The following is a 23373-nucleotide window of genomic DNA, read 5'->3' on the forward strand; positions in this document are numbered from 1 at the left end:
GTCATCCGTAATGCGGCCGATGAAGCAAGCTTGCGCGAAGGCGTGGAAGCCAGCGATGCGGAGAACCTGGCATTCGTTGTAGTCAACGGTATCAAAGGTGGTTTTGAACCATGCACGGATAAGCTCTACCATCGTCGCAAAGCCATGCTTCATGAAGCAAAGAATGGCCTTATCGTCTCGCTGGCCGCAAGTGACTGGGCCGAGTGCAAACAGCCGAACGGAAAGTCCGCAGCAGTCAGCAAGTTGAGTCTGATGCGAGAACTCATGTATGGCGATGAATTCTCCATAGGGGATAGCAAAATCCCGGTTTTGCGGCAATCCACTATCGCCAAATTTCGCGATTTTGCGGAAAACGTGCGTTGGGAAATCGCGGGTACCATGTTTGCCACGATCAATCTACCGCGCAATAACAATCACTATGTTATCGATGCCGGGCGCAACAGTGAATTCGAAGACCGTCTTGTAGCCAACCGGGAGTGGTTGAATCGTGTTTTCACGTATGCGACACGACGCAAGATGGACGCCATCGTTCTGTTCTGTGATGGCAATCCGTTGGCTGTCCCACGTGCCGGCACAGTGCAGCGAGACGGCTATGCAGAGACTCGCAAACAAATCAAAGCTCTGGCCGCCAAATTTACAGGCAAGGTGCTGATCATACACAGCCAATCTGGCAGTGATACGCCTGCCAGCACCATACACTGGCGGGGCAATCTTGGCGACCTCGATACTGGAACGGGTTGGACCAAGCTCACAGTTCACCAGTCCGGACCGGGACTGTTCAGCCTTAGCACGCCGGCCACGCAAACATCAGGTGGCAGTCGTTAAAAAAGAAAAACACTTCAAGGCTTCCGCAAGATATGCTCTGCCACGCAGCAGCGGCAATTGTGATGCATGACCAATGCTGATCGGATAAAAGAATAAGCGCAAGATGCACCCATCTATCCGACTAAGAACCTGGATCACCGTTAAAACCGAGGTCGGCCACGGTGATTCGAAGGTACTCAGGCGGGATCGCACCCGCCGTGCGTGGTGTCCATTCCCTCGCCAAGTGAAGCCGGCGACGCAACGAGCACCACGCTTACAAATCAATGAATCGGATGGCTACGGAACTGATCTCCTTCGTCCCCTTCGAGATCATCATGATGACCATGTGCCCCATGGACGTGGCCGTGCGAGATTTCCTCTTCCGTTGCAGCGCGCACTTCCGCCACATTCAAATTAAAGCGTAATGCCATGCCGGCCAAGGGATGATTTCCATCAAGAACCACTTTATCGTCGGCAATATCGGTCACGGTAAAGATCAGCGATTCATCGCCCGATTCAGTGCTGTCAGGTGTCCCTTCGAATTGCATACCAACCTCGATCGGCTCAGGCAGACGATTGCGTGGTTCAATCTTGATCAGGTCGGAGTCGTATTCGCCAAATGCATCTTCCGGCTCAACCTGAATCGTGGTTTCATAGCCCGCGTCCTTGCCGTCCAGCGCCTCCTCGATCTTGGGTAGCGTGTTCTCATAGCCACCGTGGAGATACACCATCGGCTCTTGGCTTTCCTCGATCAGATTGCCCTGAGCATCTGATAGTTTGTAGTGGACAGTCACTACCGTGTTCTTGGCAATCTTCATGGCGTTTCCTTTCATATGAACATTCACGCAAATTATACCGGCAGAGGGCAATAGCCATACTTATCTCTATCTATATAATGCCGGCATGGATAATTTCAGTGTACTCGGCGAACTTACGCCGCAAAAATTCCTTCGTGATTACTGGCACAAGCGGCCTCTGCTGATACGTCAGGCCATACCCGGATTCAAACCGTTGCTCAGCCGGGAAGCCTTGTGCGAAATGGCAGCGCAGGACGATGTCGAATCTCGCCTCATTACCCACTTCGACGGTACGTGGCAGATGCAAAACGGACCATTGCCGCGCCTCCCCTCTGTCCGAAAAAAAGAATGGACACTACTGGTGCAGGGAGTCAACTTGCACAGTGATGCTGCCGACGCGCTTCTCCAGCGATTCCGCTTTATTCCTGATGCACGTCTGGATGACCTGATGATCAGCTATGCGACCGATCAGGGCGGTGTCGGTCCCCACTTCGATTCATATGATGTGTTTTTGTTGCAGGCCCACGGACGACGCCGATGGAAAATCAGTGCGCAAGACAATCTGGATCTGGTCGAAGGCATGCCTTTGAAGATACTGAGAAATTTCCAGCAGGAAGAGGAATACATTCTCGAACCCGGCGATATGCTTTACCTGCCGCCGCATTATGCCCACGATGGCATCGCGGAAGGTGAATGCATGACGTATTCGATCGGCTTTCGTGCACCGCCTTTCCAGGAACTGGGCGAAGCATTTTTACAGTTCATGGCGGATTCGATCGACCTGCCCGGGCGCTACGCAGACCCTGCCCTCACCACGGCGAAGCATCCGGCTGAAATTAGCCGCGACATGATTTCAGTCGTAGCGACCGAACTCGAAAAAATTCGTTTTACTAACGATGATGTCACTATTTTCCTGGGCCAGTATTTAACCGAACCCAAGGCGAATGTCTTCTTCGACGCACCGGCAAAGCCTCTTAGTCCGGCGAAGTTTGCACAAGCCGCGCAAAAACGAGGCGTCAGGCTTTCCCGTAAAACACGCATGTTGTATCGGGGCCGACATGTTTTCGTGAACGGCGAATCATTTTCTGTCGGCGCAGATGACAAAAAACTCCTCGTGACGATGGCGGACAATCGTGGCTTGTCGGGACCGGAAGTAGCAATGGCGTCATCCGATGTGATGGAAGCGCTGACCCTCTGGTACGAAGACGGGTGGATAATTGTTTCTTAATTGAATCAATCGTTGCAAGCTTACAAAAACCTTACTGAAAGGTAACCGGCATACGTGTTGTTGCAGGAAAAACGCTATAATTGCGAGTTAGGAAGTTTTCAATGTGTGCATCGCAACATGAATATGAAAACGCCTACCGAGCGATAATTACCGGTAATTATTCATCGCATAATTTTTTATAAAAATTTTTTAAGGGAAATCCATGAAAAAGACTCTGTTGATCGCCTCCCTGCTGGCTGTTGCTCTGGCTGCTTGCGGTAAGAAAGAAGAAGCTGCTGCACCGACACCAGCACCGGCTGCTGCTGCACCGGCTGCTTCCGAACCAGCACCGGCTGCTGCTGCACCGGCTGCTGACGCTGCTGCACCGGCTGCTCCTGCTGCTGACGCAGCTGCTCCGACAGCTGCTGCACCGGCTGCCGACGCTGCTGCTCCCGCAGCTTCCGCACCGGCTGCTACTGACGCTCCTGCATCCAAGTAATCCCGGATTACTGAAGAAAAGCCGGCCTTCGGGCCGGCTTTTTTATTGGTCAACGTTTTATCGCAGAATTTTAACTTCCCTCTTTCAGCAATTTAACAATTTCTTCCAGTCTGTATGGCTTGCTGAGAAACGCAAAGTCATAAATTGAGCCATGTCCGGCTGATATTGCCTCTTGCGGATAACCTGAAACCAGAATGATTTTCATAGAGGGGTAAAGCTTACGGGTTTCATGCCCGAGCTGGATACCATTGATCCCCGGCATCACGACATCCGTGAATAACAAATCGAAGTCAGGTGTGTCCCTCAGGATCTCAAGCGCCTCATCACCGCTAGTGGCGGTATGAACTTCAAAGCCCAATTGCCGAAACAGCACTGCAGCCAAATCCAATAGGTCTACGTTATCGTCGACAAGCAAGACCTTGTAGCTATTCGTCCCGCTCCGTGAAAAGTCTCTTTGCTTGCCGTTCAGAATTAGGCCTGCTTGGTTTGGCTTTCTATTCTGCGGCAAGACTACCGGAGCGTGGGTGTATGTTGGTAGAGTTGTCATGTATCCGCGACCTCCATTGGTCCTATTGGTTTCCTGGACCGGAGATGTACCTGTTTGCCTTGGGCTGCGTTTTCAACGGTGCTCATTTTCACGTTGGTGCTCTTCCAGTACGATGAAGCAGGTGTCCTCAAAGGACATCTGTTCTAAGACCTGCATAAGTTCATATCGTTTTGACGTTTCAGGTATTCCACTTCTCCAATTCTTTATTTCGATGCCCGGTCTTGGTCCGGGAATTGCCACATAGATTACCCCAGATTTCCGGCTACCTCGACAAATAGGTCATGCTGCACACTCGATTTTCTTGTATTAATACGATGATTCCATTATTATGGAATCATCGTATTAATTTCAACATTTTTGAATAGTGGAAAATAAAGCCGTATTAGCCGCACTTGCCGCACTAGCGCAGGATTCCCGCCTGGCGGTCTTTCGTTTACTGGTACAAGCTGGCCCTGAGGGCTTGGCGGCGTCCAAAATTGCGGAGCAGTTGGAGATGCCGCCGTCGTCCCTTTCCTTCCACCTGAAAGAATTGACCCACGCCGAACTGGTAACGCAGACCAAGATGGGACGCTCAATAATTTATTCAGCCAATTTTCCAACAATGAACACTTTAATTGGTTTTTTGACTGAAAACTGTTGCGGCGGAAATGCTTGTTCCGCCGTTCGTGTACCTGACTGTTCAAAAGAAGGAGTCTGTTCATGAAACGCCTACACGTACATGTGTCTGTCGACAACCTCGCTGACAGCATCAAGTTCTACTCCGGCATGTTTGCCAGCGAACCCACCGTTGTAAAAGCAGACTATGCAAAGTGGATGCTCGACGACCCTCATGTCAATTTTGCGATTTCGGCACGGGGAGCGCAGACCGGCTTGAACCACTTGGGGATACAGGTGGAATCGGCGAACGAACTGAGCGAAATGCAATGCCGCCTCAATGCCTTGCAGCCCGGCGTGGAGAAAGAGGAAGGCGTAGCCTGCTGCTATGCAAAGTCAGATAAATACTGGATTAACGACCCGTCAGGGATTGCTTGGGAAACTTACCATACACTTGATACCATCCCTGTCTTTGGCGCACCGGGCAAAACGCCTGCCGGCTCCGAAGCATGCTGCATCCCTCTTGCAACAACTAACGCCGAGTCGCCCTGCTGTGTACCAAAGACACAAAAAGCGAATTCTGGTGCCTGCTGCTAGGTCATGACCGTGCTACGACTGGCTACAACCGACGATCTGGCCGCTGTTCTGGCATTGCTCAAGGACAGTGGCTTGCCATACCAGGACATAGACATAACACGACCGATCGAATTCCTCGTTGCGACGACCGGCCAGGCCATGCTTGGTGCAATAGGTCTCGAACGTTTCCAAGACAATGGCTTGTTGCGCTCCCTGGTTGTTCGCCCAGAAAGCCGCTCGACCGGACTTGGAACTCAGCTTGCTAACGCCATGGAAAACAATGCACGCAAGGCTAACGTCAAGGTACTTTACCTGTTAACCACCACCGCAGCCGATTTTTTCGCTCGCCGAGGTTATGAAGTTATAGCACGGTCCGAAGCCCCGCTAACGTTACAGTCTACCGCTGAATTTTCTGCCTTATGCCCGTCACAGGCCATGTGCATGCGTCGAACCTTAACCTAGAGCGGATTTCATCGTGTGTACTGTCGCCTCGGTCCGCCTTGACGCGCAGGACGGCGTTGCTTGTCGCTTGTGTGGCCCGCCACACGGCACTTATGAAATCCGCTCTAGTAATCTGAACAATCATGACTGACAAGACTTATAACGTGCTGTTCCTTTGCACTGGCAATTCCGCACGCAGCATCATGGCCGAGGCCTTGGTAACCACCATGGGAAAGGGCCTCTTCCAGGGTTTTAGCGCAGGAAGCAAGCCCGCCGGCAAAGTGAATCCCTTTGCCATCGAGCAAGTTCAAAAGACCGGTTATCCGGTGGACAAATTACGCAGCAAGAGCTGGGATGAATTCGCGCTCGAAGCGGCCCCTTCCATGGATTTTATTATTACGGTATGTGACAACGCCGCTGGTGAGGCTTGTCCTTACTGGCCGGGTCATCCTGCGACATCGCACTGGGGATTTGAAGACCCGGCTGCGGTCGAAGGCACTGATGCGGAAAAGCGCGCGGCCTTTGAGAAGGTCTTCAAGCAAATTATGGGGCGAATAAATATTTTTGTTAACCTCCCACTGCAACTTCTTGAAAAACAAGCGATTCAAGAGGCAATCGAGAAAATCGGTGATACGCCAGTCACTCCTGCCTGAGCCTCGCTATTCGGCTCCTGTCCCAGTGAGACAGGAAGCATTTATTTTCCACATACGCAATGACTACTCTTCACACCACGGCAGTCGCCGGCGGTTCTGCTCCGGCAATTGGTTTTTTTGAACGCTACCTGACTATCTGGGTAGCGCTCTGTATTGTTATCGGCATCCTGTTAGGCAAAGTTTATCCAAATCTTTTTCAGGGAATTGCAGCGCTGGAGTTCGCGCGCGTAAATCTTCCGGTCGGCGTCCTGATCTGGGTGATGATTATTCCAATGCTTATCAAGATCGACTTCGCGGCACTTGCTCAAGTCAAAAGCCAATGGCGCGGCATCGGTGTAACGCTGGTCGTCAACTGGTTCGTTAAACCATTCTCAATGGCCCTACTCGGCTGGTTTTTTATACGCCATGTATTTGCCCCCTGGCTTCCGGCAGATCAATTGGACAGCTATGTAGCGGGACTGATTTTGCTTGCCGCTGCCCCATGTACCGCGATGGTTTTTGTCTGGAGTCAGCTGTGCAAAGGTGACCCGTACTTTACACTGTCTCAGGTCGCGTTGAATGACTCTATTATGATTGTGGCATTCGCACCGTTGGTTGCCCTGCTGCTGGGCTTGTCATCCATTAGCGTGCCTTGGAATACCCTTGTTACGTCCGTGGCACTGTACATCATCATTCCAGTCATGCTTGCTCAGGTCATCCGCAGTGCAGTGCTCCGCAAAGGGCCCGGGCATCTGGACCGGGCAGTGTCAAAACTTGGGCCGTTTTCCATTTCCGCCCTATTGCTGACGCTGATACTGTTATTCGCTTTTCAGGGCAATGCCATTACTCAGCAGCCAGTCGTAATCGCCATCCTCGCCGTACCTATTCTTATTCAAGTGCTCTTCAACTCTGGATTGGCCTATCTGCTGAATAAAAAACTCGGTGTTGCCCATTGCGTCGCTGGCCCGTCCAGTTTGATTGGGGCCTCAAACTTCTTTGAACTAGCGGTTGCCACGGCAATTAGTCTATTCGGGTTCCAGTCGGGCGCCGCTTTGGCAACGGTAGTCGGTGTTTTGATCGAGGTGCCGGTAATGCTGCTCGTCGTCGACGTCGTGAATCGGTCGCAACAATGGTATGAGGCGAAGGCTTAATTGACAGAGACATCGTCACCATAGTCGATGCCTTATTAGAACACGGGCTTTACTCTTCTAAGGAAATCCAGCCGAATCCTTCGTCCTGGCAAGCAATCATCACCTGAGCCGCCTCACCGTCGACTATGCTGCACAATGCAGCCCTGGCGAGTTCCGGCGTGTTGTTTTGCTGGCTGAGGTGCGCACCAACCACGATCTTCAAGCGAGAACGGTCGACCGCTCCCAGTATCTCCGCGGTTGCATCATTCGACAGATGGCCGTATGCGCCGCCAATCCGGTTGCGCAGTGATGGAGGATAGGTCGAATTGGCCAGCATCTGGCGGTCATGGTTACACTCCAGAACCAAGGCATCGCAGCCGCTCAGGGTCTTCGTAAGATACGGTGTCGCCTGACCGGCATCTGTCAGTACTCCCAGTCTGAAGCGACTATCCTGAATGACGTACTGGACCGGTTCGCGCGCGTCGTGCGGAACCGTATAGGGAATGAGGTTGAGTTCGCCGATGGTGACTGACTGGCCATCACGGCAGAAATGGTAGGCGACACCATCGCAATCCTTGCGAACCGCCTGGTAGGTGCCATAGGAAAGCCATACCGGAATGGCGTGGCGCCGAGCAAACCTGAAAACGCCGCCGACATGGTCCTGATGCTCATGGGTGACGACTATGCCGGCAAGGTCAGCAGGGACTAATCCGAGTCGCTGAAGGCGACGTTCGGTTTCCTTGATATTGAATCCGCAATCCAGCATGACCGTCGTGCGGCCGATGCTGGAAGCGGTTGAAATCAGCAGTGCGTTACCTTCACTACCACTTCCGAGACTGGCAAATTTCAATACGTTTCTTGCTTTACTTAAGTTGCTCGTTCAAGAGGGACAGGATCCGGTTCGCAGTCTGCGATGTCTCCGGACGTCCTTCGTTGTTGAGGACCGCTATTTGACTAGTCGTGCCGGCACCTTTTACCGAAACACGGTAACGGGGCGCAGTACGTGCCTTGTCTTCACTGGAGCCAAACGTGAAGAGTTTAGAGAAAAATCCCTGGTCGCCTTTTTTCGAGTCGGTGTCAGGATCCACATAGCGCACGAAGTACATGCCTTGCGTGCGGTCACGGTCTTCTACGGTGAAGCCGACGCGATCAAGCGCCAGGCCGACGCGGCGCCATGCACGGTCAAAACCTTCGTCCACTTCGACGTAACCGCCGTTCTGGCCTTTGACCAGCTTCGAACGTGTCGGTTGCGCTGCCGCGTTGGCGACGGTCGCTTTCGCACGCGTGGAGTCCGCGCCAAGGCGTGTCATCAGGCGAGTGAGAAATTCAGCTTCGAGTTCGGGATCCGACGGCCGCGGTGTCCAGGTGGTGCTTTCCTTCTGCTGGCCGACGAGGACCTCCTGCATGCCGCGATGGCTGATAAAGATCTCGGTCGAACCGTCCGCTGCGCGTTCCAGACGCGTACGGAACTTGTCACGTTCGCCGGTGGAATACAGCGAATCCAGCGCCTTGCCGATCGTGCTGCGGATAAAGTCTTGCGGGATCTTGGCGCGGTTTTCCGCCCAGTCGGTTTCCATCACGCCTGCCTGAGGTACTTCCTGTACCAGCAGGAAGCCTGAGTCTTGCCAGAAGTCCTTGATTTGAGGCCAGAGTACTTCCGGCGATGCCTTGACGACCAGCCAGCGCTGGCTACCTTCACGCACGACGCGCATGTCCTGCGTTACAGTTGGCGCAACAGTGGTGGCCGCCGCAGGACTGGTGGTCTGCTGCAAGGTGTAGCCCGATGCGGTTGCCGTACCGCGGTTCGCTTCAGGGATCGCATAACGGTTTTCGCGCTGCAACTGGGTCAGGTCGGGCGGAACTTCCAGTGAAGGCGCCTTCCCGGCGCTTTTGTACTCTACACGGTTGGGCTCGAGGATGTCCCCGATGGTGCTGCAGCCAGCAAGGCCGGCCAGTGCCATTGCGTAAATCAATCCACGTTGAGCCAGGTAAGAGTGCTTGCGAATAGTCATGTCGATGCTGAATGAAATAGTTTTAATTATCTGCGGTCTGCGCGGCGCTTATTGTAATACACCCGATTCGCGCAACGCGGCACGTACCGTTTCATGATGACCTGCACCGAGCGGAGCGAGCGGCAAACGAATCCCCTCCGGCATCATGCCCATGTCGGCCAGAGCCCATTTCACCGGAACCGGATTGGGCTCCACAAACAACTTGTTATGCAGTGGCAGCATGCGGTTGTTGATGGCGACCGCTTCGGCGATGCGACCATTCATCGCAGCGATGCACAATTCATGCATGGCGCGCGGCGCGACGTTGGCGGTAACCGAAATATTGCCCTTGCCGCCGCAGAACATCAGCGCCATTGCGGTCGGGTCGTCGCCCGAATACACCGCGAACGATTTTGGAGCAAGGCGAATAAGGTCAGTCCCGCGGCCGATATTGCCGGTCGCGTCCTTCACGCCGATGATGCCAGGTACCTGGGCCAGGCGCAGGATCGTGTCGTTTGCCATATCGGCGACGGTACGGCCGGGAACGTTATACAGAATCACAGGCAGGTCGACCGACTCGGCAATCTTGCGGAAGTGGAGGTACATGCCTTCCTGTGTCGGACGATTATAGTAAGGCACGACCTGCAGCGATGCGTCGGCGCCGACTTCCTTGGCATAACGGGTCAGCTCGATTGCTTCAGTGGTCGAATTGCCGCCAGTGCCGGCAATGATGGGAATGCGCTTTGCCGTATGCTCGACGGCGATCTTGATCAGTTCGCAGTGCTCCTCCACCGAAACAGTCGGCGACTCGCCGGTCGTACCGACGATAACGATGCCGTCGGTCCCTTCGGCGATGTGCCAATCAATCAGTTTCCGCAGGCCCGGCAGGTCAAGACTGCCGTCTGCGTGCATGGGAGTGACGATTGCGACTATGCTGCCCTGAATCATGATGATGTAGTTGGGTAAGAATAGAAAGGCTTGATTGTAGCGGATAGCCTGCTCCCGTGGGGCAATCAGGCTTGCATTGGAGCGTCAAAACAAGCGCAGCCCCTCGGCTGACGGGACAGGCGGAACTTTGATCAGGCAAATGCGCTGGATCATGGCGGGTTTGGGCGTGTCGACAAAGCCGTCTTCATAGGCGATGACCCGAAGCATCTTGTCTTCCCTGACAGTCAGGTCGAGCAGTTCGCCGGGTTGCAACAGAAACGCAGGATTGGAAGGCTTGCCAAATTGCTCATTTCCAATCGCGAAGGTCTCATAGAGCAGCACGCCGCCTGGGGCGAGGCTGTCAAGGAAATGCGGAAACAGCGGACGGTGCAAGTAGTTTGTTACCACGATGCCGCTAAACAACTGATTTTTAAATGGCCAAGGTGCAGATGCGGGGCCGCCACCTTCGAGATCGGCAAGCATCGTTTTTATCCGTGGCCCGGCTGCGCGCTGCAAGGCATCCGAATCGCGGTCAACAGCCAGCACATCATAACCACGCGCGGCGAGAAATCGTGCGTGCCGACCGCTTCCGCACGCAAGGTCGAGCACCTCGCCCTGTGGTATCAAGGCGGCAAAACGCACTACCCAGGACGATGGTGAATCGTTCCCGGAATGTGCATGTACGGTTGATTCCTTACTGATCATTTGCCTGAATGAATCGTCAGACAGAGGTATAACCAAGCCCCATCGCTTCACGCACATCACGCATGGTTTCCTGCGCGAGCTTGCGGGCCTTATCGCAGCCATCGGCCACAATGGCACGGACCAGCGAGGGATCGTCGAGATATTTCTGGGCACGCTCGCGCATCGGTTCCTGCTCCGCCAGCACAGCCTCCACGATAGGCTGTTTGCACTCCAGGCAGCCAATACCAGCGGAGCGGCACCCCTTCAATACCCAGTCCTTGGTTTCCTCACCCGAGTACACCTTGTGCAACTGCCATACCGGGCATTTCTCCGGCTCACCCGGATCGGTACGGCGTACGCGTGCGGGGTCGGTCGGCATCGTACGGATTTTCTTGGTGACGCTTTCCTTGTCTTCGCGCAAGGTGATTGAATTGCCGTAGCTCTTGGACATTTTGTGACCGTCGAGGCCAGGGAGGCGTGAATCTTCAGTCAGGCGTGCTTGCGGCTCAACCAGGATTAATTTGCGGCTGCCTTCCAGATAACCGAACAGGCGCTCTCGGTCAATCATCGACAGGTTCTGCGCTTCGTCGAGCATGGCTTTGGCTTGTTCCAGCGCGTCGGCCTTGCCCTGCTCCTGGTATTCGGTACGCAATTCCGTGTACATGCGGGCGCGCTTGCTGCCCAGCTTCTTGATGGCTTCCTGCGCCTTTTCCTCGAAACCCTTTTCCTTGCCGTACAGGTGATTGAAGCGGCGTGCGATCTCACGCATCATTTCGATATGCGGTATCTGGTCTTCGCCGACCGGCACCAGGCTGGCGCGGTAGATCAGTACGTCTGCCGCCTGCAGCAATGGGTAGCCAAGAAAACCATAGGTTGCAAGGTCACGATCGGACAACTTTTCCTGCTGGTCCTTGTAGGTTGGCACGCGTTCGAGCCAGCCGAGCGGGGTCGCCATGGACAGCAGAAGATGCAATTCCGCATGTTCGGGTACCCTGGACTGGATAAAGAGTGTGGCCTGCGCCGGATCTACCCCCGCGGCCAGCCAGTCGACCAGCATGTCCCAGGTGCTGGTCTCGATAATGCTCGGATCATCATAGTGAGTCGTCAACGCATGCCAGTCGGCCACGAAGAACAGACAAGGCAATTCGGATTGCATCTTGACCCAGTTCTTGAGGGCGCCGTGATAATGGCCAAGGTGCATCGCACCGGTGGGACGCATGCCTGAAACAACGCGATCGGGATACATAATGTTCAGCTCAGAAAAATAGTGAGAGGGGAAACAATCAGCTTAATCGCTGAATGGGCAGCCGTCATGACGGGCACCATCCAGACGTAGAGCACCTTCAGCAGCACCAGGCCCATCACGATGAAAAAACCGTAGGGCTCGATCCGTGAAAACTTGTAGGCGAGACGGTTGGGCAGTAGGCTGGTTAGCACCCTGCCCCCGTCCAGCGGCGGAATCGGAAAAAGATTAAAGGCGAACATGACCAGGTTGGACAACACGCCTGCCTGCGCCATGCGCATAAAAAAGGGTTCCTGGACATCACCGATGCTCAGGCCGATCGCAAAGATCATCCATAGCAAGGCCATGACGAAATTCGACGCGGGCCCTGCCAGGGCGACCCAGGCCATGTCTCGCTTGGGTTTGCGCAGGTTGGCGAAATTAACCGGGACTGGTTTGGCATAACCGAACAAGAAAGCACCGGATGTGCTGACATAAAGCAGGATCGGAATGAGGATGGTACCAAAAGGATCGATATGCTTAATCGGATTGAGGCTCATGCGGCCCTGCAGATATGCGGTCGAATCGCCAAGGAAGCGGGCTGCATAAGCATGGGAAGCTTCGTGCAGCGTAATCGCGAACAGCACCGGCAGTGCATAAACTGCAATTGTTTGAATTAGTTCATCCATGGCGGGGATTTTATCAGAGGGGGCGGAATTGCCCCGGCGGGCACAATTGCCGGGAATCAAGCATGGTCAGCGAAAAACACTTTTACCGGTGCATCGAAATCCGTCAGACAAGGTAACACCGTATGGTTACAAGCCGAAGACTGCCGCATCTCCCCTTCCCTGCCGGACTAGTTCGGGCTCATCTCCGGTCAGGTCAATCACTGTGGTCGGCTCCAGACTGCAGGCGCCGCCGTCTATCACGAGCTCGACCTGGCGTCCGAGTTGGTCCCGCACTTCATCCGGATCGGTCAGCGGATCGCCTTCGCCGGGCAGGATGAGGGTCGTTCCCAGGAGCGGCTGTCCAAGCTCTTCGAGCAGCGCACGGGCGATTGGGTTTTCCGGCACACGCAAACCTATTGTTTTGCGCGACGGATGACTGAGCCGGCGCGGCACTTCCTTCGTTGCCTCCAGAATAACGGTATAGGGGCCCGGGGTTGCCGACTTGAGCAAACGGTACTGGCGATTGTCGACCTTGGCGTACTGCGAAATCTCGCTCAAGTCGCGGCACAGCAAAGTCAAGTGATGCTTTTCGTCGACGCCACGGATGCGGCGCAGGCGGTCGACCGCTGTCTTGTCGTCGAGATGGCAGACCAGCGCATAGCAGGAGTCTGTGGGCAACGCGACAATCCCGCCTTCATGAACGATCTGTGCAGCCTGCTTGATTAGCCGCAGTTGCGGGTTTTCCGGATGGATCTGAAAAAATTGGCTCATAAAAAATAACGGCGGCCAGTGTGACCGCCGCCGTATGCAAAAGGATAACGGTTAATGCGTACCCCGCAGCGCGGCGATACGAGCTTCAATAGGCGGATGGCTGGAAAACAGGGCCGTAAAGCCTGACCCGCCGCCGTTAATGCCAAAGGAGCGGAAGTTCTGCGGCAGGCTTTCCGCCGACTGCAAACCACCCAGCCGTGCCAGCGCCTTGACCATTGGTTGCGGTGAGCCCAGCAACTTTGCCGAACCTGCGTCTGCACGAAATTCACGATACCGGGAGAACCAGGCAACAATGATCGATGCCAGTACGCCAAATACAATTTCGCACACAAAAACGGTGACCATATAGCCGATTCCCGGGCCACGGTCGTCATTGTTACGGAAGACTGCCTTGTCGATCGCATAGCCGACGACTCGCGCCAGGAAAACCACGAAGGTGTTAACTACGCCTTGAATGAGCGTCAGCGTCACCATGTCGCCGTTTGCGACGTGAGCAATCTCATGTCCGAGTACGGCTTCCACTTCGTCCTTGGTCATACTTTCCAGCAGTCCGGTCGACACTGCCACCAGTGCCGAATTCTTGAAGGCGCCGGTCGCAAAGGCGTTAGGCTCGCCGTCATACACCGCAACTTCCGGCATGGCAATGCCGGCCCGGTCGGCAAGGCGCTTGACGGTATCGACCAGCCACAATTCCGTTGACGATGAGGGTGTGTCAATCACGCGGGCACCGGTCGACCACTTTGCCATTTGCTTGCTGATGAGCAGCGAAAAAATCGCACCGGTAAAGCCCACGACCAACGAATAAATCATCAGGCTGCCCATGTTCAGCCCGTTCGCACTGAGGTAACGATTGACGCCGAGCAGTGACAGCACCACCGACATGACCAGCATGACGGCGAGATTGGTTGCAATAAAGAGGAATATTCTTTTCATTCAAGCCTCCAGGGGATAAGCGCAGTGTAGATTGGCCCGCTTACGTAAAAATCAAGAGGCGTCATGATGCCACACCGCACGCTCTGGCGGTGCGGTGATACGAAGCTAAAGGTTCTACAGGCGCCAGTCGTGCCAGACCGGGGTGACTGAAGGAGGCAAGTTGGGCAAGGCCCCCAGATCGACATTTGATTCTTCTGGCGCATGGAAATCCGACCCGCGCGACGCCAGCAAACCGTATTTTCTAGCGACTGTGGCGAACTGATCGTATTCGGCAGGTGTATGGCTGCCCGTCACGACTTCTACACCAGCACCTCCGTAACGCTTGAATTCGTTGAGCAAAGCATCGAGTGCAACGTCATACAGATCGTAACGGCCGGGATGGGCAACAACTGCGATACCGCCGGCGCCGCGGATCCAGGTCACTGCGTCCTTAAGAGTTGCCCAGCGATGCGGTACGTAGCCGGGCTTGCCTTCGATCAGGTATCTGCTAAATACCTCCTGCACATCCTTGCAGACGCCCAGTTCGATAATGTAGCGGGCAAAGTGCGTGCGCGAGATCAGGTCGGGATTGCCGACATGTTTGAGGGCACCTTCGAACGCGTTCGGAATGCCGGCTTCGGCAAGCTGTGCTGCCATCTCCTGCGCTCTGCGTTCGCGACCGCATCGAGTGCTGATCAGGCCTCGCCTGAGGTCTTCGTTTTTGTCATCGAATTGCAAACCGACGATATGGATGGTCTGCGAGGCCCAGGTAACGGAAATTTCCACGCCCGTCACGTAGCGCATGCCGAGCCCAAGTGCGGCTTCGCGCGCCTCGGGTATGCCGTCGATCTCGTCATGATCGGTCAGCGCCCAGACGTCCACGCCGTTGGCCTCTGCGCGCGCCGCAACCTCCGCAGGCGGCAGCGCGCCATCGGATACGTTGGAATGGCAATGCAGGTCAACGTTCAGCATGGATACTTTTGGAAAATGGATAAGACTTTATTGTACGCCGAAGTCGGCGACAGATACCATCAGACACCGCTGTCCACTCTGCTGCAGGACAAGAATTGCTACACAAAATCCTCGATCATGCCAGCCAGGATTTCCGGCTGATCATGATGCAGCATGTGGCCGGCCTTGCTAATCATTGCCGTCCTGACATCGGGGATGAAGTTGATGCGCCGGTCAATTTCGAGGCGCGCAGTGTCTTTGGGTCCCATCCAGCGCCATGCCTCGGTATCTTCCGCCTCGACCCAGAGCACAGGGGCGGTAATCGCCTTCCAGCAGGCCATTGTCTCATCTACCCGGTAGAGAATAGGACTGACCAATTTGTGGGCGGGGTCGCCGAGAATTTCCCATTCGCCGCGTGCATTCTTCGCTGACCAGTGGCTGGACAGGAAGGCGGCTCTTTCATCGGTCAGGCGCGGATTGGTTTTTTGCAAACGCGTAGCGACATCGGTCTGTGCGGCATACGTCCGCATGGTGGGCGGCTCACGCAGTTCATCCAGCCATTTGGCGTAGCGCCCAGGCGCCTGTTCTGCCTTGGCCCCCGGCAAACCGAATCCTTCCAGATTGATCAGCTTGCGGATCCGCTGCGGACGCACGCCGGCGTATAGTGTGACGACATTGCCACCCATGCTGTGCCCCAGTAGATTGACCGGCTCATTCGGCGAATAATGATCAAGGATCGCATCGAGATCGGCCATGTAGTCGGGAAACCAGTAGCAGTCTGCACCAGGCGCCTCGGTAAGGCCAAATCCACGCCAGTCCGGCGCGATAACGTGCCAGTCTTTTTTCAGGCAGTCGACCACGAACTGGAACGACGCGGAGACGTCCATCCAGCCATGTGTCATGAAGAGCTTTGGGCTGCCTTCGTTACCCCAGTGGCGAATGTGATATTGCAGGCCGCGGACGGGAAGGAATTCAGATCGAGAGGGTTTCATTAGCTGGCGCAAGCTCGGAAAAGGAAAAATCAGGATAAATTGGCATAATAGGCACCATGCCAGATTTACAAAATAATAGAACGATCGTTCGATAATTATACCGGAGAGGATATGTCTTTTGCACCACGTCTTTCGCAGCAAGATCGCTATGCAACGCTTTACAATGAATTCCGCTGGCATATTCCTGATCAGTTCAATATCGCCGAGGTGTGCTGTTCGCGCTGGGCGGACGATTCTTCCCGTATTGCGATCCATTATGAGGATGACGACGGCAACACTGCTACTCTCACCTATGCTGCCATGGATGCGCAGGCCAATCGCCTTGCCGGCGCGCTGCGGCGCCTCGGCATCGGCAAGGGCGACCGGGTAGCCATTGTCCTGCCGCAGCGTCCTGAAACCGCGGTGGTCCACATTGCCTGTTATCGTCTCGGGGCGGTTGCCATGCCCCTATCCATTCTGTTCGGACCTGATGCCCTCGAATACCGCCTGCAAAACAGCGACACCACAGTTGCCATCGTCGATCAGGCGGGACTGCAAAATCTGCAGGACTCGCGTGCTACCTGTCCGTCCCTCAAACATGTGATCGGTATCGATTGCAAGGATGAGACCGTACTGGACTGGAGCACGCAGATTGCGGCATCGTCCGACACCTTTAAACCTGTCAATACCTTGCCGACCGACCCCGCCGTGTTGATTTACACCAGCGGAACGACCGGCGCGCCGAAAGGTGCATTGATTCCCCATTCGGCCATCATTGGTAACCTGACGGGTTTCGTTGCCTCTCAAAACTGGTTTCCCCAGGACGGCGATGTGTTCTGGTCACCCGCCGACTGGGCGTGGACAGGCGGATTGATGGACGCGTTGCTGCCGACGTTGTACTTCGGCAGGCCGATTCTCGGTTATCGCGGACGGTTTTCTGCGGAAACCGCGTTTTACCTGATGGAAAAGTATGGCGTGACAAATACCTTCCTTTTCCCCACCGCGCTCAAAATGATGATGAAGGCCGTACCGGCACCGCGTGATCGCTACAAGCTAAAACTGCGTGCGATCATGAGCGCTGGCGAAGCCGTTGGCGACGCAGTGTTTAACTGGTGCGAAACCGCACTGGGAGTGCCGCCCAATGAAATGTTCGGCCAGACGGAAATGAATTACATCGTCGGCAACAGCATCCATCAATGGCCCGCAAAGCCTGGCAGCATGGGCCGCCCCTATCCGGGTCACCGTGTTGCCGTGATCGATGATGCCGGCAACATCGTCAAGACCGGAGAAATCGGCGAAGTGGCGCTCAACAGGACTGATATCCATGGCACGCCAGATCCGATCTTCTTTATCGGCTACTGGAAAAATCCCGATGCGACGCGCAACAAATATACCGGCGACTGGTGTCGTACCGGAGACCTTGCTCTGGTCGATGAAGATGGCTATCTCTGGTATCAGGGGCGCGCGGACGATATGTTCAAGGCAGCAGGCTACCGCATCGGTCCATCCGAAATCGAAAACTGCCTGGTCAAGCATCCTGCTGTAGCCAATGTCGCTGTCGTGCCCAAGCCAGACGTGGAACGAGGAAATATCGTTAAGGCTTTCATTGTGCTGACCCCCGAGGTGGCACGCGGCAAGGAGCAGGATGACAAGTTGATCGCGGAGTTGCAAGCGCATGTGCGCGGCAAGCTCGCTCCATACGAATACCCGAAGGAGATTGAGTTTATCGATGCCTTGCCAATGACGACGACCGGCAAGGTGCAGCGCCGGGTCTTGCGGGTCATGGAACAGGAGCGTGCAGCAAAAGGGGCATGAATCGGTTTGACTAACCAGTTTAACCGCAGCTTGGCAGCTAACCAAACAGCGTCGCGGGACGAAACGATGAACGTACGCCGAGCTTGCGGAAGTTCTGGTCGAGCCAATCGCTTGCCCGCGCGCGTCCCTCATCGAACAAGCCATGGATGAACGCCGGCTGCGCATTCAGTTTGCTGTGACGGTTCAGCTGGCTCATCAGCGCTTGTGACTCCACAACATGCAAATTGAGGTTGCGCAGGCGGCGTTCCAGCTTGCCGAAGGCAATCCAGCCGCGCTTTGCTTCGCGCTGTGCAAGCATCAACGCCTGCACTTCTGTAAAGAAGGTCGAGCTGAATCCCATCTCGGCCAAGCGGTGCCAGATTTCGTCGGCAGTTTTCGGCACCTTCAGGCGCGGTTCGGGATGCAGCAGCACCACCATCATGTCTCGCGCCGCACACTTATGCACCAGAGGGAACAATGGCGGATTCGATGTCAGACCACCATCCCAATACGCCTCGCCGTTAATTTCCACAGCCCGATGCAACAACGGCAGGCAAGCAGAGGCAAGCAGGACATCGATCGTGAGCTGCTTGTTACGAAACAGCTTCAGCGTCCCGGTGCTGACCTGCGTAGTCGCGATAAAAAGACGCGGCCAGCTTCTCGTACGGAGCAGATCGAAGTCAACCTGTCGGGCGAGTATGTCGCGCAGCGGATTGATGTCAAAGGGATTGAGCTGATACGGCGAAAAATATCTGGTCAGAGATAGCAGCGGTTTGACTCCTGCCGGCAAGGCAGATTTTGTGGCAAGTCCACGCCGACCTTTCAACATGTCCGAAACTACACTAAACGGAGCACGGTGGCTGACGCTTTCCCAAAATGTCCTCAAGGCCTGGCGGCCGCCGTCCCTGCCGCCGACTGCCAACCCATAAGCCATTACAACGGCATTCATTGCACCAGCGCTTGCGCCGCTGATGCCCTCGATCTCAATGCGCTCGTCTTCGAGCAGCCGGTCAAGGACGCCCCAGGTGAATGCGCCATGAGACCCGCCACCTTGCAGCGCAAGGGTAATGGTCTTCTTGTACATGATTTAACCTATGGTTGATGGATGGAGCTAAGTTAGCCGTAAATCAGGTTACTCAGCCCGGCCGTCGTTGGCGGGCAAAGCACACATGGCTCAGACGCGTTCCCTGCCTTGGAAACGCAATGACTCGCAGGCATCGTTGAGCTGCGAACGCGGAATCGATAGAGATGGCGAAACAAAAAGCTTATTCTTTTTTCTGGGCTTCCTGCGACTTGTCTTCCAGCTTTTCGCCTGCAGACTGCATCGTCTGACCTAGCTTTTCACCGACTTTGTTAAGTTCTTCGCCGGCCCGTGTTGCCGCCTGGTCGAGTTGCGCGCCAGCTTTCTCAGCAGGGCCCTTTTCACCGGAGGCGACGTCCTGTTTCTGACAGGCGCTCAGACTGGTAACGAAGAAGGCGATGGCCAATAACGAAAGTGCGGGTTTGGTGTGTTTCAACATGACTTGCCCCTATATGCTTGAACAAATGTGACGATAGCAACGCAACGACTGTCGGTCTGGTTCGTGAATTGCCAATTGCAAATGCGCATTGCCGACATGCCTGATCAGTGCCGCTTCATCAGCAGTGACCCGCTCGCGGGGCTTAAGTTTCATGAAGTGTTTGCTTTTGCGCAAGCACAGTAAGATGTAATTAAAACTGTTCTGAATGTTATATATCAGGACAGCAACGCGGCAATTTCAGCATCACTGAACCCGGCGGCCTTGCGCGCTTCCATGTTAAACGGGCCACGCACAGGCGGTGCTTTATAACGCAAGGCAAGTTCGGCGTACGTGATAATCGGATCCAGCGAACGCTGTTTGCAGAGCCAGCCATACCAGTGATTGCCGATGGCCACGTGCCCGATTTCATCACGAAGAATAATATCGAGGATCTCGGCAGCGGCCAGATCGCCGGCCTGGGCAAGCTTGGCCCTGACTGGCGGGGAGGCATCAAGACCTCGTGCTTCCAATGTTCGGGGTACAAGCGCAATGCGGGCAAGGATGTCGTCGCTGGTTTTCTCGGCCATGTCCCACAGACTATTGTGCGCGGGAAAATCGCCATACGAGAAACCGAGTTGCCGTAAATGCGCGGAAAGCAAAGAAAAATGCATCGCCTCTTCAGCCGCCACTTTCAGCCAGTCCACATAATAGTCCCTGGGCATTCGGGGAAATCGCCAGAGCGCGTCGAGTGCAAGGTTGATGGCATTGAACTCGATATGAGCGAGTGCATGCACCAATGCCGCCCTTCCCTCCGATGTCCGCATGGAACGGTGCTTCACCGCAAGCGGAGGGACAAGTTCGGGACGAAGTGGCCGTCCTGGAATCGCACGGTCAGGAACAAGGTCGATTTTCTCATCGAGTCCGATTTCACCAGCGCCCCAGTGCAGGGAAAGCGTTTTGACGCCGTTCGCCTTGGCAGACGGCTGCTCGACCTGTAGCCAGTAAAGCGCGGCCCGGCGAAGATCCTGACAGGCAACAATGGGGTCGGACAAAGATGGATTCATGCGAGCGGCGGTAAAATGATGGTTTGGAACGACACTCTTCATTCTACGGAAATCCATGGCCATCTACCAATTGGGCGAACACTCGCCGGATATCGATCCCTCTGCTTATGTTGCCGATACGGCGAACGTAATCGGCAAGGCCAAGATCGAAGCCAACGCAAGCATCTGGTTTGACGTCACCATTCGTGGCGACAACGAATTGATCACAATCAGTGAGAACAGTAATGTGCAGGAAGGCTGCATACTGCACACCGACCCGGGCTTTCCATTAACCGTTGGAAAAAACGTGACCGTGGGTCACCAAGCTATGCTGCATGGTTGCACGATTGATGAAGGATCCCTGATCGGTATTCAGTCCGTCATTCTGAACGGCGCGAAAATCGGAAAAAATTGCCTGGTCGGCGCCGGTGCGCTGGTCACGGAAGGAAAAGAATTTCCGGACAATTCGCTGATCATCGGCTCACCGGCAAAGGCCGTGCGGACGCTGAGCGAAGAAGACATCGCACGCATGCATCGCAACACCGCCAACTACGTTAAGCGCGGGCAAATGTTTAAGCAAGAACTCAAACGAATCGGGTAAAGATGGAAACGAAGGATACGCTGCAACGATTTATTTTCGAGAACGCCGCTGTGCGCGGAGAGTTCGTCGAAATCTCCGATACCTGGCGCCAGGTTCAGGCGCGCAAGGCCTACCCTGCGGCGGTGAGGACATTACTCGGTGAAATGACGGCCGCTGCAGCCCTGCTATCAGCGAACCTGAAATTCAATGGCATGCTTATCATGCAGATGCATGGTGACGGACCGGTGCGCCTGCTAGTGGTGGAGTGTGATTCTGACCTGCAATTGCGTGCGACCGCCAAGCTTGCTGACGGTGCAGTCATTGATGACGAAGCCGGCCTGACCGAACTGGTCAACGCCAACGGTCATGGACGCTTTGTGATCACACTGGATCCGAAAGATAAATTGCCCGGACAACAGCCGTATCAGGGTATTGTGCCGCTGGATGGCGACACAGTGGCAGTCGTCATCGAAAACTACATGCTGCGTTCGGAGCAGCTCGACACCAAGCTGTGGCTGGCTGCAGATGCGTCGGTTTCCCGCGGACTGCTCCTGCAGAAGTTACCGCATGAAGGCGGATCCGGAGCACAAGGTAACGACGATGCACAGGCATGGAACCACACTGTCATGCTGGCCTCCACTTTGCGCAAGCAAGAAATGCTGACGACCGATATCAGCACCCTGATGCACCGTTTGTTCTGGGAAGAGACAATACGCGTGTTCGAACCGAGACATCCGGGCTTTCATTGCAGCTGCACTCGCGAGAAAGTCGGCAACATGCTCAAAATGCTAGGCAAGGCGGAAGTCGATTCCGCCCTGGATGAACTTGGCAAACTCGCGATTGATTGCGACTTTTGCGGACAGCACTACGACTTTGACAAGGTAGATTGCGCGCAGCTGTTTGCAACCGAGCATACAAGCGACGCGATTCAGCCTGCCGGTAATGTGCGGCACTAGAGCTTGTTTGATCAGCGCTGGTTGGCGACACAGGGTGCGCAATGAGCAGGAGCAAGCAGCTTTAGGCACCCTGCACACGCTGCTGCAGTCTACTTTCGCTTCCCTCAGTATTTCATGTGGACCAGCAGAATTGCGAAGGGGTATTTTGCAGCCGCGCTTTGAATGTCCACGATGATCCGATTCGCAAGCTGTATCGGATCACACCCCATTCAATGAAGTACGACTGATACCAATCTCAACCGATCTCATGTTGCGTTATGGTTCGGGATGGGGATTAATTCCCCTTTTTAGCTTGAAGTGTTGTGGGCGCTGCCGGTACTGCGGGTACTGCGGGCGGAGCGCCGTTCGGATCGAGTATCTGAATGAAAATTTCGCCGTCCTTGATCATGCCAAGCTCATAACGGGCACGCTCTTCCACCGCTCCTGTACCTTCGCGCAAATCTTGTACTTCGGAGCGAAGTTTGGCGTTACGCGCCTTGAGTTCACCATTCTTTTTCTGCGCTGCCGCCACTTGCTTGTCTAGGTCCCATACGCGCAGCCACCCTCCCTTACCCATCCATAATGGGAACTGGATCAGGACCAGAAGTACAGCAAGACTGATAGTGATGAGGCGCATGCCGTCATTGTAGTGGCGTAACAATAAAAAATGGGAGCCGCAGCTCCCATTTTTTGCTTCTGAGCGACATTCCCGTGTCGTCCGTACATCGCCTTTAGGGCAGGTGTCGCACTATTGAAACGCTGTTGGACAGCTATACGCGTTCCGGCCTATAACGCAACATGAAAGCGCGTCTATTTTCATCTACCTGCTTCATTGCACTCGTCGTCAATAGCAATGCTGTCGCGACGAGTACGCCTTGTCAGTCAGGAGGACTTCTCAGATTTATACCTCATGCTACGGGGCCTGCCTGAGGATTAAACAGTCTTAGCGCAAGTTATAGAACGCGCCACGGCCCGGATAGCTGGCGATGTCGCCGAGGTCTTCCTCAATACGCARCAGCTGGTTGTACTTGGCCATGCGGTCCGAACGCGACATCGAGCCGGTCTTGATCTGCAAGGCATTGGTGCCCACCGCGATATCGGCAATCGTCGCATCTTCGGTCTCGCCCGAACGGTGCGAAATCACCGCGGTGTAACCGGCGCGCTTGGCCATTTCAATCGCCGCAAACGTCTCCGTCAG

At 54.9% G+C, this 23373-nt stretch carries 27 protein-coding genes and 1 pseudogene; 11 read left to right on the forward strand and 17 right to left on the reverse strand.

The window, feature by feature from the left end; genetic code table 11:
* Nucleotides 1-30 precede the first annotated feature (30 nt).
* Nucleotides 31-825 carry a hypothetical protein gene (locus ASE07_RS11520; protein ID WP_156396541.1) on the forward strand — a complete coding sequence of 265 codons (795 nt, stop codon included), beginning with the start codon at nucleotides 31-33 and terminating at the stop codon, nucleotides 823-825.
* A gap of 260 nt (nucleotides 826-1085) precedes the next feature.
* On the opposite strand, the gene ASE07_RS11525 is transcribed toward ASE07_RS11520, so the two are convergent.
* The gene (locus ASE07_RS11525; RefSeq protein ID WP_057290969.1) at nucleotides 1086-1622 is read right to left on the reverse strand and encodes an FKBP-type peptidyl-prolyl cis-trans isomerase; all 537 of its coding nucleotides are present in this window, start codon (nucleotides 1620-1622) and stop codon (nucleotides 1086-1088) included.
* Between the two features lie 85 nt (nucleotides 1623-1707).
* On the opposite strand from ASE07_RS11525, the gene ASE07_RS11530 reads away from it, so the two are divergent.
* Complete coding sequence (locus ASE07_RS11530) at nucleotides 1708-2829, forward strand: cupin domain-containing protein (RefSeq protein WP_057290970.1); 1122 nt, start codon at nucleotides 1708-1710, stop codon at nucleotides 2827-2829.
* Between the two features lie 202 nt (nucleotides 2830-3031).
* On the forward strand, nucleotides 3032-3307 hold the full coding sequence (locus ASE07_RS29670; protein ID WP_082584090.1) for a hypothetical protein: 276 nt from the start codon (nucleotides 3032-3034) through the stop codon (nucleotides 3305-3307).
* A gap of 70 nt (nucleotides 3308-3377) precedes the next feature.
* Here ASE07_RS29670 and ASE07_RS11540 read toward each other — a convergent pair whose 3' ends face one another.
* The gene (locus ASE07_RS11540) at nucleotides 3378-3854 is read right to left on the reverse strand and encodes a response regulator (protein ID WP_057290972.1); all 477 of its coding nucleotides are present in this window, start codon (nucleotides 3852-3854) and stop codon (nucleotides 3378-3380) included.
* 364 nt (nucleotides 3855-4218) lie between these two features.
* Here ASE07_RS11540 and ASE07_RS28020 point away from each other — a divergent pair, with 364 nt between their 5' ends.
* The 5 genes from ASE07_RS28020 to arsB all read left to right on the forward strand — a co-directional run bounded on the left by ASE07_RS28020 (nucleotide 4219) and on the right by arsB (nucleotide 7248).
* A complete protein-coding gene (locus ASE07_RS28020) occupies nucleotides 4219-4557 on the forward strand; it encodes an ArsR/SmtB family transcription factor (protein ID WP_082584091.1) in 339 nt (112 codons plus the stop codon).
* Nucleotides 4554-5045, forward strand: coding sequence for an ArsI/CadI family heavy metal resistance metalloenzyme (locus ASE07_RS11545; protein WP_057290973.1), 492 nt, complete (start codon nucleotides 4554-4556; stop codon nucleotides 5043-5045). The genes ASE07_RS28020 and ASE07_RS11545 overlap by 4 nt, the downstream gene beginning before the upstream one ends.
* Before the next feature lie 3 nt (nucleotides 5046-5048).
* A complete protein-coding gene (gene arsN2 / locus ASE07_RS30645) occupies nucleotides 5049-5486 on the forward strand; it encodes an arsenic resistance N-acetyltransferase ArsN2 (RefSeq protein WP_057290974.1) in 438 nt (145 codons plus the stop codon).
* 122 nt (nucleotides 5487-5608) lie between these two features.
* A complete protein-coding gene (locus ASE07_RS11555) occupies nucleotides 5609-6118 on the forward strand; it encodes an arsenate reductase ArsC (RefSeq protein WP_057290975.1) in 510 nt (169 codons plus the stop codon).
* A gap of 59 nt (nucleotides 6119-6177) precedes the next feature.
* On the forward strand, nucleotides 6178-7248 hold the full coding sequence (arsB, locus tag ASE07_RS11560; RefSeq protein ID WP_057290976.1) for an ACR3 family arsenite efflux transporter: 1071 nt from the start codon (nucleotides 6178-6180) through the stop codon (nucleotides 7246-7248).
* A gap of 49 nt (nucleotides 7249-7297) precedes the next feature.
* On the opposite strand, the gene ASE07_RS11565 is transcribed toward arsB, so the two are convergent.
* The 10 genes from ASE07_RS11565 to ASE07_RS11610 form a co-directional block, all read right to left on the reverse strand.
* A complete protein-coding gene (locus ASE07_RS11565) occupies nucleotides 7298-8077 on the reverse strand; it encodes an MBL fold metallo-hydrolase (RefSeq protein WP_057290977.1) in 780 nt (259 codons plus the stop codon).
* 13 nt (nucleotides 8078-8090) lie between these two features.
* Entirely contained in the window at nucleotides 8091-9239 is a 1149-nt protein-coding gene (gene bamC, locus ASE07_RS11570; RefSeq protein WP_057290978.1) for an outer membrane protein assembly factor BamC, read from the reverse strand.
* A gap of 48 nt (nucleotides 9240-9287) precedes the next feature.
* The gene (gene dapA, locus ASE07_RS11575; RefSeq protein ID WP_057290979.1) at nucleotides 9288-10166 is read right to left on the reverse strand and encodes a 4-hydroxy-tetrahydrodipicolinate synthase; all 879 of its coding nucleotides are present in this window, start codon (nucleotides 10164-10166) and stop codon (nucleotides 9288-9290) included.
* Nucleotides 10167-10250: 84 nt separating this feature from the next.
* Entirely contained in the window at nucleotides 10251-10850 is a 600-nt protein-coding gene (locus tag ASE07_RS11580; protein ID WP_057290980.1) for a class I SAM-dependent methyltransferase, read from the reverse strand.
* Nucleotides 10851-10866: 16 nt separating this feature from the next.
* Nucleotides 10867-12075, reverse strand: a complete 1209-nt coding sequence (locus ASE07_RS11585; RefSeq protein WP_057290981.1) for a tryptophan--tRNA ligase — start codon at nucleotides 12073-12075, stop codon at nucleotides 10867-10869.
* Nucleotides 12076-12080: 5 nt separating this feature from the next.
* Nucleotides 12081-12740, reverse strand: a complete 660-nt coding sequence (locus ASE07_RS11590) for a site-2 protease family protein (RefSeq protein WP_057290982.1) — start codon at nucleotides 12738-12740, stop codon at nucleotides 12081-12083.
* A 126-nt stretch (nucleotides 12741-12866) separates the two neighbouring features.
* A complete protein-coding gene (locus ASE07_RS11595) occupies nucleotides 12867-13490 on the reverse strand; it encodes an L-threonylcarbamoyladenylate synthase (RefSeq protein ID WP_057290983.1) in 624 nt (207 codons plus the stop codon).
* 51 nt (nucleotides 13491-13541) lie between these two features.
* Nucleotides 13542-14423, reverse strand: coding sequence for a protease HtpX (gene htpX, locus ASE07_RS11600; protein ID WP_057290984.1), 882 nt, complete (start codon nucleotides 14421-14423; stop codon nucleotides 13542-13544).
* Between the two features lie 114 nt (nucleotides 14424-14537).
* Nucleotides 14538-15374, reverse strand: coding sequence for a 3',5'-nucleoside bisphosphate phosphatase (locus ASE07_RS11605; protein ID WP_057290985.1), 837 nt, complete (start codon nucleotides 15372-15374; stop codon nucleotides 14538-14540).
* A 98-nt stretch (nucleotides 15375-15472) separates the two neighbouring features.
* On the reverse strand, nucleotides 15473-16345 hold the full coding sequence (locus ASE07_RS11610; protein ID WP_057290986.1) for an alpha/beta fold hydrolase: 873 nt from the start codon (nucleotides 16343-16345) through the stop codon (nucleotides 15473-15475).
* Between the two features lie 111 nt (nucleotides 16346-16456).
* Between ASE07_RS11610 and ASE07_RS11615 the strand changes: the two genes are divergently transcribed.
* On the forward strand, nucleotides 16457-18139 hold the full coding sequence (locus ASE07_RS11615) for an acyl-CoA synthetase (protein ID WP_057290987.1): 1683 nt from the start codon (nucleotides 16457-16459) through the stop codon (nucleotides 18137-18139).
* A 37-nt stretch (nucleotides 18140-18176) separates the two neighbouring features.
* Here ASE07_RS11615 and ASE07_RS11620 read toward each other — a convergent pair whose 3' ends face one another.
* From ASE07_RS11620 to ASE07_RS11630, 3 genes are all read right to left on the reverse strand, one after another.
* Entirely contained in the window at nucleotides 18177-19202 is a 1026-nt protein-coding gene (locus ASE07_RS11620) for a patatin-like phospholipase family protein (protein ID WP_057290988.1), read from the reverse strand.
* A 181-nt stretch (nucleotides 19203-19383) separates the two neighbouring features.
* A complete protein-coding gene (locus tag ASE07_RS11625; RefSeq protein WP_057290989.1) occupies nucleotides 19384-19638 on the reverse strand; it encodes a hypothetical protein in 255 nt (84 codons plus the stop codon).
* Between the two features lie 215 nt (nucleotides 19639-19853).
* Complete coding sequence (locus tag ASE07_RS11630; protein WP_057291003.1) at nucleotides 19854-20681, reverse strand: ferritin-like domain-containing protein; 828 nt, start codon at nucleotides 20679-20681, stop codon at nucleotides 19854-19856.
* Between the two features lie 55 nt (nucleotides 20682-20736).
* Here ASE07_RS11630 and ASE07_RS11635 point away from each other — a divergent pair, with 55 nt between their 5' ends.
* Together ASE07_RS11635 and hslO are read left to right on the forward strand one after the other, a co-directional pair.
* Nucleotides 20737-21261: a gamma carbonic anhydrase family protein gene (locus ASE07_RS11635; protein WP_057290990.1), complete on the forward strand. Its 525-nt coding sequence runs from the start codon at nucleotides 20737-20739 to the stop codon at nucleotides 21259-21261.
* A 2-nt stretch (nucleotides 21262-21263) separates the two neighbouring features.
* Nucleotides 21264-22196 (forward strand): Hsp33 family molecular chaperone HslO, encoded by a 933-nt coding sequence (gene hslO, locus ASE07_RS11640; protein WP_057290991.1) that lies wholly within the window; start codon nucleotides 21264-21266, stop codon nucleotides 22194-22196.
* A 274-nt stretch (nucleotides 22197-22470) separates the two neighbouring features.
* On the opposite strand, the gene ftsB is transcribed toward hslO, so the two are convergent.
* Nucleotides 22471-22812, reverse strand: coding sequence for a cell division protein FtsB (gene ftsB, locus ASE07_RS11645; RefSeq protein ID WP_057291004.1), 342 nt, complete (start codon nucleotides 22810-22812; stop codon nucleotides 22471-22473).
* A 306-nt stretch (nucleotides 22813-23118) separates the two neighbouring features.
* Nucleotides 23119-23373 (reverse strand): annotated as a pseudogene (eno, locus tag ASE07_RS11650) (phosphopyruvate hydratase); the annotation flags it as partial.

Origin of the sequence: Noviherbaspirillum sp. Root189 (assembly GCF_001428545.1) — a bacterium.
GTDB lineage: Bacteria > Pseudomonadota > Gammaproteobacteria > Burkholderiales > Burkholderiaceae_D > Noviherbaspirillum.

Bases quoted from the DNA above. Each gene is read 5' to 3' on its own strand.
- ASE07_RS11590 (WP_057290982.1), bottom strand. From the start codon at position 12,740: ATGGATGAACTAATTCAAACAATTGCAGTTTATGCACTGCCGGTGCTG.
- arsB (WP_057290976.1), top strand. From the start codon at position 6,178: ATGACTACTCTTCACACCACGGCAGTCGCCGGCGGTTCTGCTCCGGCA.
- bamC (WP_057290978.1), bottom strand. From the start codon at position 9,239: ATGACTATTCGCAAGCACTCTTACCTGGCTCAACGTGGATTGATTTAC.
- ASE07_RS11585 (WP_057290981.1), bottom strand. From the start codon at position 12,075: ATGTATCCCGATCGCGTTGTTTCAGGCATGCGTCCCACCGGTGCGATG.
- ASE07_RS11530 (WP_057290970.1), top strand. From the start codon at position 1,708: ATGGATAATTTCAGTGTACTCGGCGAACTTACGCCGCAAAAATTCCTT.
- dapA (WP_057290979.1), bottom strand. From the start codon at position 10,166: ATGATTCAGGGCAGCATAGTCGCAATCGTCACTCCCATGCACGCAGAC.
- ASE07_RS11580 (WP_057290980.1), bottom strand. From the start codon at position 10,850: ATGATCAGTAAGGAATCAACCGTACATGCACATTCCGGGAACGATTCA.
- arsN2 (WP_057290974.1), top strand. From the start codon at position 5,049: ATGACCGTGCTACGACTGGCTACAACCGACGATCTGGCCGCTGTTCTG.
- htpX (WP_057290984.1), bottom strand. From the start codon at position 14,423: ATGAAAAGAATATTCCTCTTTATTGCAACCAATCTCGCCGTCATGCTG.
- ASE07_RS11595 (WP_057290983.1), bottom strand. From the start codon at position 13,490: ATGAGCCAATTTTTTCAGATCCATCCGGAAAACCCGCAACTGCGGCTA.
- ASE07_RS11615 (WP_057290987.1), top strand. From the start codon at position 16,457: ATGTCTTTTGCACCACGTCTTTCGCAGCAAGATCGCTATGCAACGCTT.
- ftsB (WP_057291004.1), bottom strand. From the start codon at position 22,812: ATGCGCCTCATCACTATCAGTCTTGCTGTACTTCTGGTCCTGATCCAG.
- ASE07_RS11625 (WP_057290989.1), bottom strand. From the start codon at position 19,638: ATGTTGAAACACACCAAACCCGCACTTTCGTTATTGGCCATCGCCTTC.
- ASE07_RS11630 (WP_057291003.1), bottom strand. From the start codon at position 20,681: ATGAATCCATCTTTGTCCGACCCCATTGTTGCCTGTCAGGATCTTCGC.
- ASE07_RS11525 (WP_057290969.1), bottom strand. From the start codon at position 1,622: ATGAAGATTGCCAAGAACACGGTAGTGACTGTCCACTACAAACTATCA.
- ASE07_RS11545 (WP_057290973.1), top strand. From the start codon at position 4,554: ATGAAACGCCTACACGTACATGTGTCTGTCGACAACCTCGCTGACAGC.
- ASE07_RS11610 (WP_057290986.1), bottom strand. From the start codon at position 16,345: ATGAAACCCTCTCGATCTGAATTCCTTCCCGTCCGCGGCCTGCAATAT.
- ASE07_RS11555 (WP_057290975.1), top strand. From the start codon at position 5,609: ATGACTGACAAGACTTATAACGTGCTGTTCCTTTGCACTGGCAATTCC.
- ASE07_RS29670 (WP_082584090.1), top strand. From the start codon at position 3,032: ATGAAAAAGACTCTGTTGATCGCCTCCCTGCTGGCTGTTGCTCTGGCT.
- hslO (WP_057290991.1), top strand. From the start codon at position 21,264: ATGGAAACGAAGGATACGCTGCAACGATTTATTTTCGAGAACGCCGCT.
- ASE07_RS11605 (WP_057290985.1), bottom strand. From the start codon at position 15,374: ATGCTGAACGTTGACCTGCATTGCCATTCCAACGTATCCGATGGCGCG.
- ASE07_RS11635 (WP_057290990.1), top strand. From the start codon at position 20,737: ATGGCCATCTACCAATTGGGCGAACACTCGCCGGATATCGATCCCTCT.
- ASE07_RS11620 (WP_057290988.1), bottom strand. From the start codon at position 19,202: ATGTACAAGAAGACCATTACCCTTGCGCTGCAAGGTGGCGGGTCTCAT.
- ASE07_RS11540 (WP_057290972.1), bottom strand. From the start codon at position 3,854: ATGACAACTCTACCAACATACACCCACGCTCCGGTAGTCTTGCCGCAG.